Genomic DNA, 18,263 nt, shown 5'->3' with positions numbered 1-18,263 from the left:
CGGGTATCGTAGCACCGCCCGCGCCGGAGGGCGGATGTAGCAGTTCGACAACGAGTTTTGCTACCGTTGGTATTTTCGGGTGAGCGACTGTTGCAGCGGTGAAGCTTTCATGTTTACGGGGAAAGATGCCAGTGGTAGCATCAGCGGTTGCATAAATAACGCAAAGATTTTTTACTCCACTCCTGTCAAGCTGTTGATTTACGCGGGATTTCCGGGAGCAGTCTCCCGAGCCCGCGCAGCGTTTCGGTCCAGCAGGTATTACGGACATAAGAATCCGCGGTCCTCGTTTGAGGCTGCGGATTTTTTTGATGGTCATCGGCTCGCGCCTGTTCCTTCGAGAAGTCCTGGCGCCCCATGTGGGCTGGCGTAAAAAATTCATACGCACTTTTCGGAAGACAGGATCAGATGAAACAAGCAATCACCCCGGCCAGCCGCCGTTCACCAGGCAGTACCGTATTTTCGATGACTCCGGTCGCGGCAGCATGCTCCGCGCTGCTGTTCGCCACCGCCGCGCATGCGCAGGAAGCGGCGCAGGCGGAACCGGTGTCGGTTGTCGTCACCGGCATCCGTGGCAGTATCGAGACCTCGATCGCCGCGAAGAAGAACGCGGAAGGCGTCACGGAAGTCGTCACCGCCGAAGACATCGGCAAGCTGCCGGACGTGAGCATCGCCGAATCGCTGGCGCGCCTGCCTGGCCTGGCAGGCCAGCGCGTGCAGGGCCGCGCGCAGGTGATCGCGATTCGCGGCATGTCGCCCGACTTCGCAGGCACGCTGCTGAACGGCCGCGAGCAGGTCACCACCGGCGACAACCGCGGAGTCGAGTTCGACCAGTTCCCGTCCGAACTGATCCACAGCGCGACCGTCTACAAGACCCCTGACGCGGGCCTGATCGGCCAGGGCCTGTCGGGCACCATCGACATGCGCGTGGTGCGTCCGCTCGACCTGCGCGAGCGCAAAGTCGCGCTGAACGCGCGCGGCGAGTACAACTCCAACGGCAAGCTGAACCAGGATTCGAGCGCCAAGGGCAAGCGCCTGAGCGCGTCCTACATCGACCAGTTCGCCAACAATACGATTGGCGTGGCGGTTGGCTATGCCCACCTCGATTCCCCGGGACAGGCCGAGCAGTACAAGGCCTGGGGCTTCGAGCCGGCCGGCCCGGACAACTTCTGCCAGCAGCACGAATTCGACTGGGGCTGCAGCCCGGCGACCGGCGTGCCCGATGGCGCGGTGTTCCAGCAAGGCTTCGAGATTTCCGCCCGTTCGCGCAACCAGAAGCGCGACGGCGTGATGGGTGTGCTGGAGTTCAAGCCGCACGCCAGGTTCCACAGCACCTTCGACGTGTACTACTCGCAGTTCGACAATGAAGAAACCTCGCGCGGCCTGATGGGCGGCCTGGGCGGCGGCTGGGGTGGCATCCCTGGCGCGGCCTATAGCAACGTCAAGCTGACCCCTGTCGGCAACGGCCAGCTGGTGACCGCAGCCGATATCCGCGCCGAGGGCCTGCTCGTGCGTAACGACCTGAACACCCGCGACGATTCCATGCGCTCGCTCGGCTGGAATACCCGCATCAAGCTGGCGGACAAGTGGAGTGCGATCGCCGACCTGAGCTATTCGAACGCCAAGCGCCAGGAACACGTCATCGAGAGCTATGCAGGCGTGGCCGGCCCGGTCGACCTGTCGATCCAGCTGCCGACGGGCTCGGGCTTCCCGGTCATCACGACGCGCGGCCTGAACTATGCCGACGCCTCCACCGTACGCCTGATGGATCCGGCCGGCTGGGGCCACGATGCCCTGTGGAAGAAGCCGCGCGTGGACGACACCATCAAGGCGCTGCGCCTGGAGGCGCGCCGCGAGTTCGACGGCATGTTCAGCAGCCTCGATGTGGGCGTGAATTTCTCGAAGCGCGAGAAGGCGCGCGAGATGAACGAGTTCACCGCGAACCTGAAGAACGACCGCGCGCCGGTGCTGGTGCCGGCCTCGCTGCTGGTATCGCCCACCCCGCTGTCGTTTGCCGGCATGCCTGGCGGCGTCCTGTCGTATCGCCTGATGGATACCTTGAATGCGCTGTACGACATCGCGCCGACCGCGGAATATGAAATCATCCACCGCAACTATGAAGTGTCGGAAAAGGTCGCCACGGCGTATGCCAAACTGAACCTGGATACCGACATCGGCACCGTGCGCATGTTCGGTAACGCCGGCCTGCAATTCGTTCGTACCGAACAGAGCTCCCACGGTTTCTCGTGGATGGGCACGACGCTGTCGGAAACCACGCGCGGCGCCGAGTACAGCAACATGCTGCCAAGCCTCAACCTGAACTTCGACTTCGGTAATGACCAGTACGTCCGCGTCGGCGCCGCCAGGACGATGGCGCGCGGCCGCATCGACGACATGAAGGCGGGCAACGATGTGTCTGTCGACCCGACCAGCAAGACCTGGAGCGGTTACGGCGGCAATCCGCAGCTGAAGCCATGGCTGGCCAACTCGTTCGACGTCTCCTATGAAAAGTATTTCGGCAAAGGCAGCTACGTCGCCGTGGCCGGGTTCCACAAGAAGCTGCTGAACTACATCTACGAGCGTGAAGCCGAATACGATTTCACGGGCGTGCCAAATCCGAGCGGCATCCAGCCGGCCAGCCCGATCGGCCTGTTCTGGCGTCCGGAAAACGGCCAGGGCGGCAACGTCCGCGGCATCGAGCTCTCGGGCGCGCTGGATGCGGGTTCCGTGGTCAGTGCACTGGCCGGCTTTGGCGTTCAGGCCAGCGCCTCCTACACCGAGTCGAACCTGCGCCCGATGGGGCCGGACCAGCCGACCAAGCTGGCTGGCCTCTCCGGCACCGTTGCGGGCCTGACGGTCTACTACGAGAAGGATGGCTTCTCGGCGCGCGTCGGACAGCGTTACCGTTCGGCGTTCCGCGGCGAGATCAGCGGCCTGCACTACGCGCGCAGCTTCACCGAGATCTCGGCGGAACGCCAGACCGACCTCCAGCTGGGCTATGAGTTCGGCGCCGGCCGCATGAAGGGCCTGTCGATCCTGCTGCAGGTGAACAACCTGACCAACTCGCCGTACGCGACCGTCAACGGTACCGCCAATGGCGTGCTGGCGCCGGAGGCGTACGAGAAGTATGGCCGCCAGTACCTGCTGGGCCTGAACTACAAGCTGTAATGCTGTCCGGGCAGGGGATGGTCCCGGCGACTGTCCCTTGCCTTCCACCACGCAAGCCGGGGGACGTCCGACGGACCGTGTCCCGGCTCCCCAGCCCACGAGTGCGCCCCGATGCCGGCCTGCGGCTTACACTGGACTGCATCTTGTTACCGGAGCCACCGCCTTGAGAGAACGCCGCGCACACACGAGGGCGCTGATGCATGAGCATGCGTTCCTGCTGTCCCCCGACGGGACGGGCCGCACGCCCGTGATCATGCTCGACATCTCGCTGCGCGGCGCCAGTTTCGCGACCCCTGAAGTCATCGAAAGCGGTGCGCTGCGCCGTATCGAATTCGGCCTGCCCGGCAGCCGCACCCGCCACCACATCCTCGTCAAGATCGTCAACCAGAGTACCAGCGGCGTGCCCGGAGGCTTTCGCGTCGGCGCCATGTTCGTCGAAGTCGACCCTGCCACCACCGGCGAGATCACGGATTTCGTGAGCAAGGCGGTGCCCGCGCCCTGACGAGCGGCGCGCGGTCTGTGCGTGAGCAAACAGAACGGTGCCGTGCGATGCGCTACAGTCCAGCTCTGGAAAACAACAATACCGCGGGCTGGGCGGCCGGCACTCGCGGGATTGCAGGGAGGTGGCGTGTCCGAACAGATGATTGGCCTGGCGAGCGTGGATCCGGCGCAGCTGTCCGCACTGTCCCGGCAGGTGCTGCGCCTGCAGGAAGAGGTGATGGGCCGCTGGAAGGCGCTGGTCGCGCAGACGCTGGCCAAGGCCGCCGAACTGCACGAGCCGATCCTTGAAAATACCCTGCCGTCGCTGATGGACAGCCTGGCGCTGCTGCTCACGCCGGCCTATGTCCAGCGCGCCGCCATCGATATTTCGGTAATCGCCATCGCCCACGGCGACGAGCGCGCCCGCCTCACCGGCTATGACACCACCACCCTGATCCATGAGCTGCAGCTGCTGCGCAGCGTGCTGATGGAAACCCTGCACGCGGCCGGCGTTGCCCTCGGCGCGGGCGAGGCCGGCACCATCCACACCGCCATCGACAGCGCCATCCGCGAGAGCGCCAACGCCTTCGCCACCGCGCAGGCGGCGCTGCGCGAACAGTTTGCCGCGGCGCTCGCGCACGACCTGCGCACGCCCCTGTCGAACGCCCACCTCGCCGCGCAACTGATCCAGCGCGCCTCGTCGCTGCAGCAGGCGCAGGGCCTGGCCGCACGCATCCTGCAGAACACCAGCCGTATCGAGGACATGGCCACGCAGATGCTCGACAACCTGCTGGAGTCCGGCGCCGCGGCCATGCCGCTGCGGATCGAGCAGTTCGACATGGCCGCGCTGGTCGCCGAGGTCGCGGAACATACGGCCAGCTTCCACGGCGTGGACCTGCAGGTGCTGCCGGCGAGCGCGCACGGCTACTGGTGCCGCAGCTCGCTCCAGCGTGCCATCGAGAACATGATCAGCAACGCGATCAAGCATGGCGCGCCGAATACGCCGGTGCAGCTGTGGGTGCACCTGACATCGACGCGGGTAAAGGTATCGGTCCACAACGACGGCCCGCCGATCCCGGTGGAGATGATGGAATCGATCTTCCAGCTGTACCTGCGCGCGGAGCAGGCGCGCCGCAAGAGCGTGGGGTGGGGCGTGGGTCTGTCGTTCATCCGCCATGTGGCCGAGGCGCACGGAGGCAGCGTGCATGTATCGAGCACCGTCCGGGATGGCACCACGTTTGCGCTCGACCTCCCGATCGATGCGCGCCCGTTCGCGGGCAAGGTTGTCGCACACGCGTAATCGCGGCCTGCGCCGGGGAGACGGGCTGCGGGCTAGCCGGAGAGCTCCAGCCGGGTCAGCATCTTCCCGGCCAGCTGTTCGCGGCTGAGCGCCGGGCTGAAATAGAAGCCCTGCATCTGGTCGCACTCGTGGTCGCGCAGGAACGACATCTGCTCGGTGGTCTCGACGCCTTCGGCGATCACGGTCAGGTTCAGGTTGTGCCCCAGCGAGATGATCGCCTTTGCGATGACCGTGTCGCGCTCGCCCCAGCCCACTTCGCGCAGGAAGGTGCGGTCGATCTTGATGTAATCGACCGGGAATTTCTGCAGGTAGCTCAGGCTCGAATAGCCGGTGCCGAAATCGTCGATCGAGAGCCGCACGCCCAGCTCCTTGAGCCTCGACAGCTTCTTCACCGCTTCTTCGGGGTCGTCCATCAGCTGGCTTTCGGTCACTTCCAGTTCCAGCGAGCCGGGCGCCAGCTGGTGCTGTGCGAGCAGCGCGGCCAGGCGGTCCACGAACTCCTTTTCGCGCAGCTGGCGCACCGACAGGTTGACCGAGATGGTGAACTCGCGCAGCCCCTTGTCCTGCAACTCGCGCAGGGTCTCGCAGGCCCGCGCCAGCACGAACTCGCCCAGTTGCACGATCTGCCCCGTCTCTTCGGCGACCGGAATGAACTTGCCCGGCAAGATCTCGCCGGCTTCGGGATCGTTCCAGCGCACCAGGGCTTCCGCGCCGACCACCTGGCCCGTCCGCAGGTCCACCTTGGGCTGGTAGCCGACCGACAGCTGCCCCTCGGCGATCGCCTGTGACAGGCGCGCCTTGAGCGACAGGTGCTCGTGCACCGACCGGTTCAGGTCCTCGGAATAGAAGGTGCAGGTATTGCGCCCCGAAGTCTTGGCGTGGTACATGGCGGCATCGGCGGCGCGCATCAGGCGGTCCACGGTGTCGCCGTCGCGCGGGTACAGGCTCACGCCGATGCTCACGCCCGGCAGCACTTCCTTGGAGTCGATCCGGACCGGCGCGCTCACGCTGGCGCGCACGCGCTCCATCATTTCGGCCACGTGCGAGACGCTGGGCTGGCTGGTGATCACCAGCACGAACTCGTCGCCGCCCAGGCGCGCGACCGTATCTTCCTCGCGCACGTTGCGGCGCAGGCGGTTGGCCACTTCCTTCAGCACCACGTCGCCGATCTCGTGGCCGTAGTTATCGTTGATGAACTTGAAGTTGTCGAGGTCGAGGAAGGCGACCGCCAGCAGCGCTTCGTTACGCTGGGCAAACATGATCGACAGCTGTACTTTTTCCTGCAACAGGGCGCGGTTGGCCAGGCCGGTGAGGGGGTCGTGGTTGGCCAGGTGCTGCAGGCGCCGCTCGTACTGGCGCTTGGTGGTCACGTCCTCGATCACGCCGATGTAGTGCGTAACCTTGCCCTCGGCGTTGCGCACCGGGTCCAGGCGCAGGTCGTTCCAGAACACCTCGCCATCCTTGCGCCGGTTGCGCAGCACCACGCGGACGCTTTCGCAGCGCTTGAGGGCGGCGCGGATCTTGTCGCGCTCTTCCTCGTCGCAGCCGGGCATGGCCATGAAGCGCGGATCGCGCCCCTTGATCTCGGCCAGCCTGTAGCCGGTCAGCTGCTCGAACGCCGGGTTGACGTACTCGATGATGTTGTCGCCCCTGTCGCAGCAGGTGATCACGATCGCGTTCACGCTCGAGTACATGGCGCGCTCGCGCACCAGCAGGCGCAGCTCGGTTTCCTTTTGCGCGCTGATGTCCAGGCCGGTGCCGAAGATGCAGGGGATGCTGCCCAGGCTCATCAGCGCGCAATTGAACAGGAAAGGCGTGCGCTTGCCCTTCGAACCGATCAGGTACGCCTCATGGCTGGAGCTGCCGGTGACGAAGGCTTCGCGGATCTTGTTTTCGATGTCCGCGCGCTCCCGTTCGTCGAAGAAGGCGGCCACGTTCACCAGCGGCAGTGCTTCGCCGTCCATCTCCAGCGCTTCTTCCAGGCGGCGGTTCCACAGCAGCAGGTGGCCGCTCTGGTCGATCACATAGAACACGCAGGGCAGGCCCTCGATGATGTCCAGCAGCGGTGCATCCTGGATCAGCTGTTGCGAGGCGGGCGGCTGTTCGCCCTTGGGGATGACGATCACGCTGTACGAGTGCGGATGGTCCGGGTCGAGCACGTGGCGGGCGGCGGTCACGTGGACCGGCATGCTCTTGCCGTCCTTGCGGGTGAGCCAGGCGTCGAGGTCGCAGTCGTGGTCGAACTTGAGGGGAGCGGTGCCGGTGTTCTGGTGCGGTGTGACGATCTGGCCCAGGGGCTGGCAGCGGATTTCATCTGCGCTGAAGCCGGACATCTTTTCGCATGCCTTGTTCCAGCTCTGGATCCTGCCTTCCTCGTCGATCACGAAAACGGCGATCGGAAATGAAAAGGGATTCACATATCCTCCGCAAGGCCGCGGCCGGCTTGCCCCGCGCCGCGCGGCATCTTCCGATTCACTATAGCAGTTCGCCCCATTGCGTGCGCCGCGCTGGCGTGCGTGCCCGGATGCGCGGGCGTAGTATGGTTGTGTTCACGGCGACAACGGAAAAAGCCCTGGCGAACCAGGGCTTGTCCATCGTCCGCTGCGATACGACGCAGCTTAAAGCGACCTATTACTTGGCGGCGCGACGGCGTGCAGCGAAGCCGACCAGGCCCAGGCCTGCCAGCAGCATTGCGTAGGTTTGTGGCTCTGGGATTGGAGCCAGTTGCATTGCCAGGCCGTAGGTGCCGCCGTGCGAGCCGTTGGCGTTACCGGTGACCTTGATCACGTAGTCGCCAGCTGGCAGGGAGGTTGCCCAGTTGGTGGTGTTGTCGCCGTTGAAGGTGTACAGCGAGGTCGAACCCGACCACAGGGTGTACTGCAGGTTGTCGATGTTGCTGACGTTCTGGCCCGACAGCATCACGTTCAGTGGGTTGGCCGAAGAAGCCAGGTCGCCCGCGGTGATCGTGAAGTTGATGGTGTCGGTGAAGGTGCCGATCGTGTCGTGGTCGAACAGGTGGTAGAAGGTGTCCGGAGCGACAGGGATCATGCCAGCATCATGCACGATGTCAGCTGCGAAAGCGGTGTTTGCGCCCAGTGCGAGTACCGCTGCGGCGGCGATGGTCTTCAGTTTCATATGTATCTCCAATTGACAGGTTAGTAACGTTAAATTTAGCTGCGCCGGCTTGACGGAGCACGTCGGCCGAACCTGATGTCCGCGGCCGCCTTTCGGGTCGGTTCGATGCTCGATCGTTTTGTCGTTCATCTCTGTCGGGCTCATCAGTGGGTTAAAGATTAACATTGAGCTTTCGCAAAAGTTGGCATTTTTGCCAATCGTGCTTAAGGTTCGGCTAAGTTTTTTATCAGTTGTGTTAGCCAGCTAACGTTCAAGATTTCCAGTTGGATATTTTTGTGTGTCCTTTAGGAAAAATTGGCCGATTTTGCGTTGTTTTTCGCTGAAATTAGGCTTCCGCCGTGTTCCGGCATGGCGCCGCCCCCCCGATCCAAGCCTGTACACGAGCCCATCATGAATAAGCGTGCAGCCAGCCCCGTTCCGCCGATGACGCCGCAAGAGGTGTCGGTCGATGTTTTGCTTGAAAAATACGCCAAGGGCGACGAGCAGAGCATCGGCGAAGTGCGGCTGCGCGTCGCCCGCGCGCTGGCGGCGCAGGAGGATGCCTCCGTGCGCGATGCGCTGGAGGCGCGCTTCGTCTGGGCGCAGGACAACGGCTTCGTGCCGGCCGGGCGCATCAACTCCGCGGCCGGCCTGGAGAGCAAGGCCACCCTGATCAATTGCTTCGTGCAGCCGGTGGGCGACTCGGTGACCGGCGTCGACGAAAACGGGTTGCCCGGGATTTACACGGCGGTGGCGGAGGCGGCCGAGACCATGCGGCGCGGGGGCGGCGTCGGCTACGACTTTTCCGCCATCCGGCCGTTCGGCAGCAAGGTGCGCGGCACCCAGTCGCGCGCCTCCGGGCCGGTTTCCTATATGGAAGTGTTCGACGCCTCCTGCAAGACGGTCGAGTCGGCAGGGGCCCGGCGCGGTGCCCAGATGGGCGTGCTGCGGATCGACCATCCCGACATCGAGCGCTTCATCGCCGCCAAGGACGGGGGCGGTTTTGCCAACTTCAACCTGTCGGTGGGGGTGCCGGACCGCTTCATGGAGGCGCTGGCGGCCGATGCCGGCTTCGAACTGGTGCACCGCGCCGAACCGGGCGACGAGGACCTGGCCGAGGGCGCCTACCGCCGCGCCGACGGCCTGTGGGTGTACCGCAAGCTGGCGGCGCGCGCGCTGTGGGACCGGATCATGCGCTCCACCTACGACCATGCCGAGCCGGGCGTGCTGTTCATCGACCGCATCAATGCCGAGAACAACCTGTATTACGCCGAAGAACTGCGCGCCACCAATCCCTGCGGCGAACAGCCCCTGCCGGCCTACGGCTGCTGCGACCTGGGCTCGCTCAACCTGGCGGCCTATGTCCTCGACCCGTTCTCGGACAGCGCGCGCTTCGACTTTGCCCGGATGCGCGAGGTGGCCGAGGTCGCCGTGCGCATGCTCGACCTGGTGCTGGACGCGACCGCCTGGCCACTGGCGCAGCAGGAGCGCGAAGCGCGCCAGAAGCGCCGGATAGGACTCGGCTTCCTGGGCTTGGGCAGCGCGCTGGTCATGCTGGGAATCCGCTACGACTCCGACCTGGGCCGCGCAATGGCGGCGCGCATCGCCGGCGAGCTGCGCGACGCCGCCTATATGGCCTCGGTCAGCCTGGCGCAGGAGAAGGGTGCATTCCCACTGTTCGATGCGGCGCGCTACCTGGACGGCAGCTTCGTGCGGCGACTGCCTCCGCCGATCCAGGCTGCCATCGCGCAGCACGGCATCCGCAACTCGCACCTGCTGTCGATCGCACCGACCGGCACCATCTCGCTGGCGTTCGCGGATAACGCGTCGAACGGCATCGAGCCTCCCTACGCATGGGTGTACCAGCGCCGCAAGCGCATGGCCGACGGCACCACCCGCGTGTATGAGGTGGCCGACCACGCCTGGCGCCTGTACCGCCATCTTGGCAACGACGTCTCGGACGAGGCCAGGCTGCCGCCGCAGTTCGTCACCGCGCTGCAGATGAGCGCCCTGGACCACATGCGGATGGTGGAAGCGGTCCAGCCTTTCGTGGACACGGCGATCTCCAAGACCGTCAACGTGGCGGAGGACTATCCCTACGAGGACTTCCAGGGCCTGTATACGGAAGCCTGGCACGCCGGCCTGAAGGGACTGGCCACCTACCGCCCGAACCCGGTCACCGGCAGCGTGCTGAGCGTGCCCGGCCCCGCGCCTGCGCCGCAGGACGAGGACCCGCTGCTGCGGCGCTTCGAGCGGCGTCCGCTGGGCGAGCTGGAATCGGTCACTACCAAGATCGAGTACTCCACCAGCGAAGGCAAGCGCGCGGTCTACCTCACCGTGAGCTTCATCCATGCCGAAGGTTCGCTTGGCGGCGAGGCGCTGACGATCGAGCGGCCGTTCGAGTTTTTCATGCCGGCCAACCAGAACACGGGCGGGCACCAGTGGATCACGTCGGCGATGCGCCTGCTGTCGCTGGTGGCGCGCGCCGGCGGCCCGATCGCCAAGGCGCTGGCCGACCTGCGCGAGGTCGTGTGGGAGAAGGGGCCGGTGCGCTGTGGCTACCTGACGCGCGAGGACGGCACCGAAGTCCCCGTCTACCACGACTCGGAAGTGGCGGCGATCGCCTTTATGCTGCAGCGGATCCTGATCCGGCGCGGCTTCCTCGACCCGTTCGGCAACCAGGTGCCGGCGGTGCGGCTGGCGCGCCAGCTGGCGGAGCGGGGAGCCGCCGCCGAAGCGGCCGGGCAGCCGCATGCCGCCACCAGCGCGGGCGTGGCGCCCGCCGCGGCCGGAGCCCGCTGTCCGGAATGCGGGGCGCGCGCATTGCACAAGGTCGATGGCTGCACCCGCTGCGCCGAGTGCCATTACCTGGGCGGCTGCGGCTAGCGGTTTACCGCATTCAAGCGTGCGCGGGCGATGGTGCGGCGGTCGTAAACTGGACGGCCAGGGCGACGCTCCCGCATACGCCACTTCACCTGCCACCAGGAGACGATCATGCAACATACACTTGCAGCAGTTTTCGATAACCGCACTTCGGCGCAGCAGGCGATGGACGAATTAGTCCGCTGCGGCTTCTCGAGCGAGGACCTGGCGCTCAAGGATTCGTCCACCGGGAGCGAAGACGCGGCCGGCCGGATCGAGACGGGCGACCGTGACGAATCGTTCGGCCAGAGCGTGATGCATTTCTTCAGCGACCTGTTCGGCGCGCACCACGCCGACACCCACGTGTACACCGAGGCGGTCAGCCGCGGCAACACGGTCCTCACCTTCGTCACGGACGACCAGGACAAGGTCGAGCGGGCCGCCGACATCATCGAGGCCTATGGTCCGGTCGACATCGACGAATACGAATCGCAGTGGCGCGCAGGCGGCTGGACCGGCGCGGAAGCGCTGCGCACGCCCGGCTACCAGGGCGCGTCCATGCAGGCCGGCCAGGCCGGCTCCTCCGGCAGCGGCGCCTCCAGCCTGCAGAGCGGGACCTCGGGCATGAGCGGCGCCGGCGCATCCGGCAACCTCTCCGGCGCCTCCACCAGCACCGGCAGCACGGGCTCGTTCGGCACCGGCCGCGATCCGCTGCAGGGATCGTCCGCGCCCGGCAGCACCGTCCAGGGCGCGGACTCGCAGCAGCGCGACACGCGGCAGGGCAGCACCGGCGCGATGCCTGCCAGCAGCGACATCAGGATGGGCGACCGCACCGGCCAGACCGGCGGCGTGCGCGTGTATTCGCGCGTGCAAGGCAGTTCGGTGACGGGGGCCGGCGACGAAACGTATTACCGCAGCCATTACATGAGCCACATGGCCATGCTGGGCGGCAGCTACGAGGACTACGATCCCGCCTACCAATATGGCTCGAGCATGGCGAGCGATCCTGTCTACCGGGGCCGCAGCTGGGACGATGTGGAAACCAGCCTACGTGGCGACTGGGAGTCGAAGAACCCGGGCTCGGCATGGGAGCGCTTCAAGGCCGCGGTGCGCCACGGCTGGGATCGCATGACGGGCGACGAGGACGACGACAGCTCCTACCGCAGCCACTGGTCCAGCAACTATGGCGGACGCGGCTCCTACGAGGACTACGAGCCGGCCTACCGCTACGGCTCGACGATGGCATCGACCACCTACAAGGGCCGCGCATGGGACGAAGTGGAACCTGAACTCAGGAGCAGCTGGGAAACCAGCCACCCGTCGGACGCCTGGGAACGGGTCAAGGCCGGCGTGCGTCACGGCTGGGATCGCATCACGGGGGACGATCACGACAGCGCCTACCGCAGCCACTGGTCCAGCAACTACGCCAACGAAGGCAGCAGCTACGACGAGTACGAACCGGCCTACCGCTACGGCTCGTCGATGGCGACACATACCAAGTACCGCGGGCGCGAATGGGACGATGTGGAAGAGTACCTGCGCAGCGACTGGGAGCAGCGCAATCCCAACTCCGCGTGGGAGCGCATGAAGGCGGCCGTCCGCCACGGCTGGGACCGCATGACTTCGTAAGTGCTGGGTTCGGGGACAGGCCCGCAGGGGCCGTCCCCTCCGGCTAGGCCGCGCGCCAGAAGAGCGAGCGCGGCAGGTGCACCTTTGCGCCAGGATTTTCCAGGAAGCCCGCCAGCACCCGTTCAAAGCGGGACAGGTCGGCGCCATATTCCCGGCTGCGCCGCATGACCTCGCGGTTGCCGAGGTAGCGCAGCGCGAAATAATCGGCCAGCAGTTCCCCCTGCGCCTCCATGTCGTAATCGCACAGGCGCTTGCCTTCCTCGAGCACGTAGTCGTAACGCAGGAACAGCCGCAGCGCGCCGCGCATCAGCACCGGATAGCCCAGCTGGTGCTGCCACACGTGCACCATTTCATGAATGAACCAGTGCATGTCCTTGTCGGTACTGCGGGAGAAGTCCTCGCGGAAGCGGGCCGCGGTGAAGTAGATGTTCCCGTTGGGAGAAATGGCCACGTGCGGATGCTGCAGGCCGAACCACAGGAAACCGCGGCCGTAGATGCGCACGCGCTCGTAGTCGACTGCATCGCGGAACAGCAGGCGCGCCATCTCGACTTCGCCGCGTGTCATCGGGCGCACCGGTGACGCCATCTTTCCTCCTTGAGCCGGGATGGCCCCAGCTTATCGGAGCACGCATTTTTCCGACGCACGAACCGGCGCCGGCGGGAGGTGTCAGAGCGCGGCGCCGGCGGCTTCCAGCGCGTGCTCGCGCAGGAATTCCCCAATCAGTTCGTTGACCGCATCCGCGTGCGTGATCGGGGCCATGTGGCCGCCGGCGACCTGCGCGCTGCGCGCATCGCCCAGCGCCGACGCCAGCTGCGCCGCCACCTCGCGCGTGGAGCGCGGGCTGGCGCTGCCCGACAGCACCAGGGCCGGCATGTCCAGCTGCGCGCAGTCCGCCAGCGTGGCCGGTTCGCCCAGCAGGGCCTGGAAGTCCAGCTTGACCTTGTCGATCTGCGCCGCAAAGCGCGCCTGCTGCGCCTCGGGCAGCGTGTCGAAGGTGCCTGCGCCGTTCCAGTAATCGATGAAGCTGCGCGCCGCGGCGGTGCGCGTCGGCGCCGCTTCGATGCTGGCCACGACGGCGACGATCTCGGTGCGGGCCGGCGAGCCTTGCGGCAGCAGGTGGAATGCCACCGGTTCGAACACGCACAGCGAGCGCACGCGCGGCCCGAGCTCGCGCGCGAGGCGCAGCGCGGTGGCGCCGCCGTACGAGTGGCCGACCAGGTGCAGCGGTTCGTGCGTGTCCACATGCGCCGCGATCGAGGCCATCACGGCATCGACCTCGTGGCCCAGCGTAAAGCTGTCCGGCTCCAGAGGGAACGGCGAACGGCCGTAGCCCAGCAGGTCCACTGCGACAAAGCGGTAGCGGCCCGATTCGCGTGCGACAAGCTTGTTCCACTGCGACTGCGAACTCATGGAACTGTGGAGGAGGACGACAACTGGAAGGGATTCGGCGGGCGCGGCGGTGAGGCTCATTACGTGTGCATCTTGATTCGAAGAGCCGAAGATTATACGGGCGCAGACGTGCGCAGGGAAGGGGGCCGCCCCCTTTCCGCACTACCAGTCGAGCGAGAGCAGCAGCTGCGCCATGCGCGGCCAGCACATGGTGCGCACCTGCTCGCGCGTGCACCACGCGAATGCGTCCGCCTCCGGCGTCGGCTTGCCCGTGTACCGGTGCGGAAAGTGGCTGGTGCAGTGGAGATGATCCAGCGAACACAGCGAGCTGCCCACCTCCACCTTGTACAGGTGCAGCCGCTTGTCGCTGCGGTACGCGAATTCGCCCAGGTCCTGGAACAGCGCGGCATCGAATGCGAGCCCCGTTTCTTCCAGCATTTCGCGGCGCGCCGTTTCCAGCGTGGTCTCGCCCGGGTCCTGGATGCCCTTCGGTATATCCCAGTTGCGGGTGCCGGTCGCGTGGCACAGGAGGATGCGCCGCTGATCGTCGATGATCAATGTGCCGCAAGAAATAACAGGCATGGATTCTCCGTTTTCTACTGATGAATTTCCGTGCGCTCATCGCCAAGACTGAGCGTTTCGCGTAGCGTACAGACCACGAACATGACCTCAAGAACAGGAGAAGCGTATGTTAGCAATGGACTATCGAGGACCGTACCGCATCCGGGCTGCACACAAGCCCGAGCCCATCATAGAGCATCCGAACGACGCGATCGTGCGCGTGGAGCGTGCCTGCATCTGCGGATCCGACCTGCACCTGTACCACGGGCTGGTGCCGGACACGCGGGTCGGCATGACCTTCGGCCACGAGTTTATCGGCGTGGTGCAGGAGATCGGCTCGAGCGTGCAGAACCTGAAGGTGGGCGACCGGGTGCTGGTGCCGTTCAACGTCTTCTGCGGATCCTGCTTCTTCTGCCAGAAGGAACTATACGGCAACTGCCACAACACCAATCCGCAAGCGACCGCGTCCGGCGGCATGTACGGCTACTCGCACACGGGCGGCGGCTACGACGGCGGCCAGGCCGAGTACGTGCGCGTGCCGATGGCCGACGTCGGTCCGACGATCATCCCGGCCGACCTGCACGAGGACGATGCGGTGCTGCTGACCGATGCCTACCCGACCGGCTACCAGGCGGCGGAAATGGGCGACATCAAGCAGGGCGACACGGTCGTGGTGTTCGGCGCCGGCCCGGTGGGCCTGTTCGCGGCCAAGTGCGCGTGGTTCTTCGGCGCCGGCCGCGTAATTGTGGTGGACCACATCGACTACCGCCTGGAGTTCGCCAGGCACTTCGCCCACTGCGAGATCGTGAACTTCAAGGACGTGCGCGACATGGCCGAGCACATCAAGAAGATGACAGACTGGCTGGGCGCCGATGTATGCATCGACGCGGTCGGATGCGAAGCGTCCGGCAATGCCATGCAGAGCCTGACCGGGCGCTACCTGATGATGCAGGCAGGCGCGGCGACCGCGCTGCACTGGGCCATCAACTCCGTGCGCAAGGGCGGCAATGTGTCGATCGTGGGCGTGTACGGCCCCACCTTCAACGCGGTGCCGATCGGCAGCGCGCTGAACAAGGGCCTGACCCTGCGCATGAACCAGGCCAGCGTCAAGCGCCACCTGCCGCGCCTGATCGAGCACATCCAGGCCGGCCATATCGATCCGAAGCAGGTCATCACCCACCGCGTGCCGCTGGAAGAAGTCTCGGATGCGTACCACATCTTCTCGGCCAAGCTGGACAACTGCATCAAGCCGGTGCTGATCCCGCCGGGCTCGTCCGCACGTCATTGATTGGGAGCACAGCATGCATACTCATACGCAGACTTACAACGACGCGCCCCGCTTTACCACCGAGGGCAACGACTCGATGCGCGAGTTCGAAGGCGCAGGCCACGACCACCACTCGCACGGCGAGGCGCAGAAGCATCGCAACAGGGACATGTCGCATATTCCGGGCTGGGGTTCGGACCTCGACCGTGCCAACCGCCCTGCAGTGCCGATGGAGCACAACCCGCCGCGGCTGGAGAATGTGCACTGGAACCAGCCGGAGCAGCAGCCGCTGCGCATCAAGGTGTTCCACTCGACCGAACGGCCCGGCATCACCCCCGTGTTCGGCACCAGCACGCCGCCGCGCGGGCTGTCGGGCAAGATGCGCGAAGCCGCCTACAAGCTGTCGGAGAACGACGTGCGGCATTGGCAGATGCTGCTGCTGGCCGACCGCGTGGACGTGGTGGAAGGCATCGGCGACGACCTCATGCAGGGACACATTCCCAACTTCCTCGGCGAGATGGGCATCAAGGCCGAGATCAAGCATAACCCGCAAGGGCTTGCCATGAAGGTGGGCGTGGCCGCCGCGATTGGCGCGATCGGCTATTACCTGTTCAGCCGCCGCAATAGCGCGCACTGAGCGAGGGGACTGTCCGCTGATCGCCATGCGGCAGAGCCGTGTCCAGGTCTTCGGCATGCACCCTCATATGCATGCATAAACCAGGGAAAGGTGCTGCCATCCTGACGCGAAAGGACAGTCCCCAACGCCGCCTCTTATGCATATTCGAAATCAGGCGCAGCCTGTACCTGCGCCCGTTCTAGCGTTTTTCACATCAGGTTGGCGTTTCTGCATCCTGTCCTCCAAATCCCGCATTTTGTCGCAATCCGCATGCATCCGGTCCGCGTGATGGGTACAGTTTCATCATTCGCCATGCAACACAAAACAGACATGGCGATATCTTCTCCAATCACTTTGACAGGAAAAAATATCATGCGCCATATCGCTATCGTCGTTGCAGCTGCCCTGGTTTCCACCTCCGCTTTCGCAGCAGGTGTCCCTTCCACCATCGAGCAGCAGAACGCTGCCATCTCGTCGGTCCGCGTGCAAGGCGGCCAGCCAAGCGCCGTGCACCGCTACAAAGTGAGCCCACGTGAATTCGCCACCCAGTTCAACGGCAGCTACAAGCTGACCAACGGCTCGGAGATCGAACTGTCGAGCCGCAACGCACGCTACTACGCGTCGATGGACGGCACCGAAGTGGAACTGCTGTCGGTCACCCCGAACACCTTCGTCAGCGTCGACTCCAAGCTGGCAGTGAGCTTCGACAAGGACGCGACCCGCGGCGACGACATCTCGGTCCGCATGGCGCGCTAACCAGTACCCAGGTGAGGCGCGCGCAGGCTAAGACCCTGCGCGCGCAAGCCTGAATACCGGCCGTATATCCCCCACGACCGTGCCGCGCCAGTTCCGCAGCGGCGGCTGCCTGTAGCGCTCGACCGCAGCGGCACGTTCTTCATTCATCAGTCCAAGTTGATCCAGTACGCTCATCGTCACTGCCTGTAGCGACCTCGGAGCGCCGTCCGATATCTTGATCGCGATGCCCAGCCCGGCGGAAGTCACGCCGACTGCCTGCACCGCATCGGCGCCCACCTTCGTCACCCAGTCCCCTTTCGACACGCTCATGTAGACCAGGTCGGACCTGCCTTCGCCCGACACCAGTTCCGGATGCATCGTCATGGCCTCGCGCAGCGTGCCCATGGCCGCACCCCATTGCGGATCGCTGGCGCCTTGCGCCAGCCGCGCGTACAGGTGCGCGAGTCGCGACAGCGGGAACGCGTAATTCGGCGCCGAGCAGCCGTCGATGCCGCGCGCCAGCATGTCGCCATCCATGCCGAGCGTTTCGCCCAGGCGCAGGCGCACTTCGCGCTGCAGCGGATGGTCCGGATCGACGTAGGTCTCGGTCGGCGCGCCATGCAGCGTGCACCAGGCCAGGAAGCCGCTGTGCTTGCCCGAGCAGTTGTGCTGGAGCGGCGTCCAGGTGCGGTCGCCGGGCACGCGCAGGTTCAGGGTTTCATAAAAGGTCGGCTGGTGGCAGCCGCATTGCAGGTGGCTCTCGTCCAGGCCGATGCGGTCGAGGATGCCGCGCACCGTGTCGACGTGCTGCTCTTCGCCCGAATGGCTGGCGCACATCACGGCCACTTCGCGCAGCGACAGGCCAAGCCGGGCCGGGCCGTCGTCGAGCATGAAGGGCAGGGCCTGGAAAGGCTTGAGCGCGGAGCGCGTGAACGTGGGGAACTCGGGGTCGCCCGCATACCAGAGCAGCTTGCCGCTGGTGTCCACCACCGCAACCGAACCGAAGTGAATGTTTTCGACGTGACCGCCGCGCGTTGTTTCGACGAGTGGTACCAACTTCATTGCATGCTCCCGACAGATTCCGGGATCATCATATCGCCGGGCAAGCAAACGGGGCGCACGGGGACTGTCCCTGCAAGGGACT

At 65.4% G+C, this 18,263-nt stretch carries 14 protein-coding genes; 8 read left to right on the top strand and 6 right to left on the bottom strand.

Features of this window, described 5'->3' with window-relative positions; translation table 11 throughout:
• Window positions 1-405: 405 nt before the first annotated feature.
• The 3 genes from ACFSQR_RS07105 (at window position 406) to ACFSQR_RS07095 (ending at window position 4,945) form a co-directional block, all read left to right on the top strand.
• Window positions 406-3,165 (top strand): TonB-dependent receptor, encoded by a 2,760-nt coding sequence (locus tag ACFSQR_RS07105; protein WP_377728955.1) that lies wholly within the window; start codon window positions 406-408, stop codon window positions 3,163-3,165.
• A 37-nt stretch (window positions 3,166-3,202) separates the two neighbouring features.
• Window positions 3,203-3,667, top strand: coding sequence for a PilZ domain-containing protein (locus tag ACFSQR_RS07100; RefSeq protein ID WP_377728954.1), 465 nt, complete (start codon window positions 3,203-3,205; stop codon window positions 3,665-3,667).
• Between the two features lie 126 nt (window positions 3,668-3,793).
• Complete coding sequence (locus tag ACFSQR_RS07095) at window positions 3,794-4,945, top strand: sensor histidine kinase (RefSeq protein ID WP_377728953.1); 1,152 nt, start codon at window positions 3,794-3,796, stop codon at window positions 4,943-4,945.
• A gap of 32 nt (window positions 4,946-4,977) precedes the next feature.
• On the opposite strand, the gene ACFSQR_RS07090 is transcribed toward ACFSQR_RS07095, so the two are convergent.
• Together ACFSQR_RS07090 and ACFSQR_RS07085 are read right to left on the bottom strand one after the other, a co-directional pair.
• Window positions 4,978-7,362, bottom strand: coding sequence for an EAL domain-containing protein (locus tag ACFSQR_RS07090; protein WP_377728952.1), 2,385 nt, complete (start codon window positions 7,360-7,362; stop codon window positions 4,978-4,980).
• A gap of 214 nt (window positions 7,363-7,576) precedes the next feature.
• Complete coding sequence (locus tag ACFSQR_RS07085) at window positions 7,577-8,080, bottom strand: FxDxF family PEP-CTERM protein (protein ID WP_377728951.1); 504 nt, start codon at window positions 8,078-8,080, stop codon at window positions 7,577-7,579.
• A 390-nt stretch (window positions 8,081-8,470) separates the two neighbouring features.
• Here ACFSQR_RS07085 and ACFSQR_RS07080 point away from each other — a divergent pair, with 390 nt between their 5' ends.
• Both ACFSQR_RS07080 and ACFSQR_RS07075 read left to right on the top strand, forming a co-directional pair.
• Window positions 8,471-10,945, top strand: coding sequence for an adenosylcobalamin-dependent ribonucleoside-diphosphate reductase (locus ACFSQR_RS07080; RefSeq protein WP_377728950.1), 2,475 nt, complete (start codon window positions 8,471-8,473; stop codon window positions 10,943-10,945).
• Window positions 10,946-11,053: 108 nt separating this feature from the next.
• Complete coding sequence (locus ACFSQR_RS07075; protein WP_377728949.1) at window positions 11,054-12,550, top strand: hypothetical protein; 1,497 nt, start codon at window positions 11,054-11,056, stop codon at window positions 12,548-12,550.
• A 43-nt stretch (window positions 12,551-12,593) separates the two neighbouring features.
• On the opposite strand, the gene ACFSQR_RS07070 is transcribed toward ACFSQR_RS07075, so the two are convergent.
• The 3 genes from ACFSQR_RS07070 to ACFSQR_RS07060 all read right to left on the bottom strand — a co-directional run bounded on the left by ACFSQR_RS07070 (window position 12,594) and on the right by ACFSQR_RS07060 (window position 14,522).
• Window positions 12,594-13,136 (bottom strand): Rhs element Vgr protein, encoded by a 543-nt coding sequence (locus ACFSQR_RS07070; protein ID WP_377728948.1) that lies wholly within the window; start codon window positions 13,134-13,136, stop codon window positions 12,594-12,596.
• An 81-nt stretch (window positions 13,137-13,217) separates the two neighbouring features.
• On the bottom strand, window positions 13,218-14,021 hold the full coding sequence (locus ACFSQR_RS07065) for an alpha/beta fold hydrolase (protein WP_377728947.1): 804 nt from the start codon (window positions 14,019-14,021) through the stop codon (window positions 13,218-13,220).
• 81 nt (window positions 14,022-14,102) lie between these two features.
• A complete protein-coding gene (locus ACFSQR_RS07060; RefSeq protein ID WP_377728946.1) occupies window positions 14,103-14,522 on the bottom strand; it encodes an NUDIX hydrolase in 420 nt (139 codons plus the stop codon).
• A 106-nt stretch (window positions 14,523-14,628) separates the two neighbouring features.
• On the opposite strand from ACFSQR_RS07060, the gene ACFSQR_RS07055 reads away from it, so the two are divergent.
• The 3 genes from ACFSQR_RS07055 (at window position 14,629) to ACFSQR_RS07045 (ending at window position 17,140) form a co-directional block, all read left to right on the top strand.
• The gene (locus tag ACFSQR_RS07055) at window positions 14,629-15,789 is read left to right on the top strand and encodes a zinc-dependent alcohol dehydrogenase (RefSeq protein WP_377728945.1); all 1,161 of its coding nucleotides are present in this window, start codon (window positions 14,629-14,631) and stop codon (window positions 15,787-15,789) included.
• Between the two features lie 13 nt (window positions 15,790-15,802).
• Window positions 15,803-16,405: a hypothetical protein gene (locus ACFSQR_RS07050; protein WP_377728944.1), complete on the top strand. Its 603-nt coding sequence runs from the start codon at window positions 15,803-15,805 to the stop codon at window positions 16,403-16,405.
• A 351-nt stretch (window positions 16,406-16,756) separates the two neighbouring features.
• A complete protein-coding gene (locus ACFSQR_RS07045; protein WP_377728943.1) occupies window positions 16,757-17,140 on the top strand; it encodes a hypothetical protein in 384 nt (127 codons plus the stop codon).
• A gap of 27 nt (window positions 17,141-17,167) precedes the next feature.
• On the opposite strand, the gene ACFSQR_RS07040 is transcribed toward ACFSQR_RS07045, so the two are convergent.
• Window positions 17,168-18,181 carry an asparaginase gene (locus tag ACFSQR_RS07040; protein ID WP_377728942.1) on the bottom strand — a complete coding sequence of 338 codons (1,014 nt, stop codon included), beginning with the start codon at window positions 18,179-18,181 and terminating at the stop codon, window positions 17,168-17,170.
• Between the last annotated feature and the right edge of the window lie 82 nt (window positions 18,182-18,263).

Source organism: Pseudoduganella sp. GCM10020061 (genome assembly GCF_042683405.1).
Taxonomy (GTDB): domain Bacteria; phylum Pseudomonadota; class Gammaproteobacteria; order Burkholderiales; family Burkholderiaceae_D; genus Telluria.
The sequence above is the reverse complement of the archived record's forward strand: the minus strand, read 5'-3'. Positions and strand labels throughout refer to the sequence as shown.

What these genes read in the sequence shown, in the direction of transcription:
- ACFSQR_RS07070 (WP_377728948.1), bottom strand. Translation starts at nt 13,136, where the DNA reads ATGGCGTCACCGGTGCGCCCGATGACACGCGGCGAAGTCGAGATGGCG.
- ACFSQR_RS07065 (WP_377728947.1), bottom strand. Translation starts at nt 14,021, where the DNA reads ATGAGCCTCACCGCCGCGCCCGCCGAATCCCTTCCAGTTGTCGTCCTC.
- ACFSQR_RS07055 (WP_377728945.1), top strand. Translation starts at nt 14,629, where the DNA reads ATGTTAGCAATGGACTATCGAGGACCGTACCGCATCCGGGCTGCACAC.
- ACFSQR_RS07060 (WP_377728946.1), bottom strand. Translation starts at nt 14,522, where the DNA reads ATGCCTGTTATTTCTTGCGGCACATTGATCATCGACGATCAGCGGCGC.
- ACFSQR_RS07105 (WP_377728955.1), top strand. Translation starts at nt 406, where the DNA reads ATGAAACAAGCAATCACCCCGGCCAGCCGCCGTTCACCAGGCAGTACC.
- ACFSQR_RS07080 (WP_377728950.1), top strand. Translation starts at nt 8,471, where the DNA reads ATGAATAAGCGTGCAGCCAGCCCCGTTCCGCCGATGACGCCGCAAGAG.
- ACFSQR_RS07050 (WP_377728944.1), top strand. Translation starts at nt 15,803, where the DNA reads ATGCATACTCATACGCAGACTTACAACGACGCGCCCCGCTTTACCACC.
- ACFSQR_RS07040 (WP_377728942.1), bottom strand. Translation starts at nt 18,181, where the DNA reads ATGAAGTTGGTACCACTCGTCGAAACAACGCGCGGCGGTCACGTCGAA.
- ACFSQR_RS07045 (WP_377728943.1), top strand. Translation starts at nt 16,757, where the DNA reads ATGCGCCATATCGCTATCGTCGTTGCAGCTGCCCTGGTTTCCACCTCC.
- ACFSQR_RS07085 (WP_377728951.1), bottom strand. Translation starts at nt 8,080, where the DNA reads ATGAAACTGAAGACCATCGCCGCCGCAGCGGTACTCGCACTGGGCGCA.
- ACFSQR_RS07075 (WP_377728949.1), top strand. Translation starts at nt 11,054, where the DNA reads ATGCAACATACACTTGCAGCAGTTTTCGATAACCGCACTTCGGCGCAG.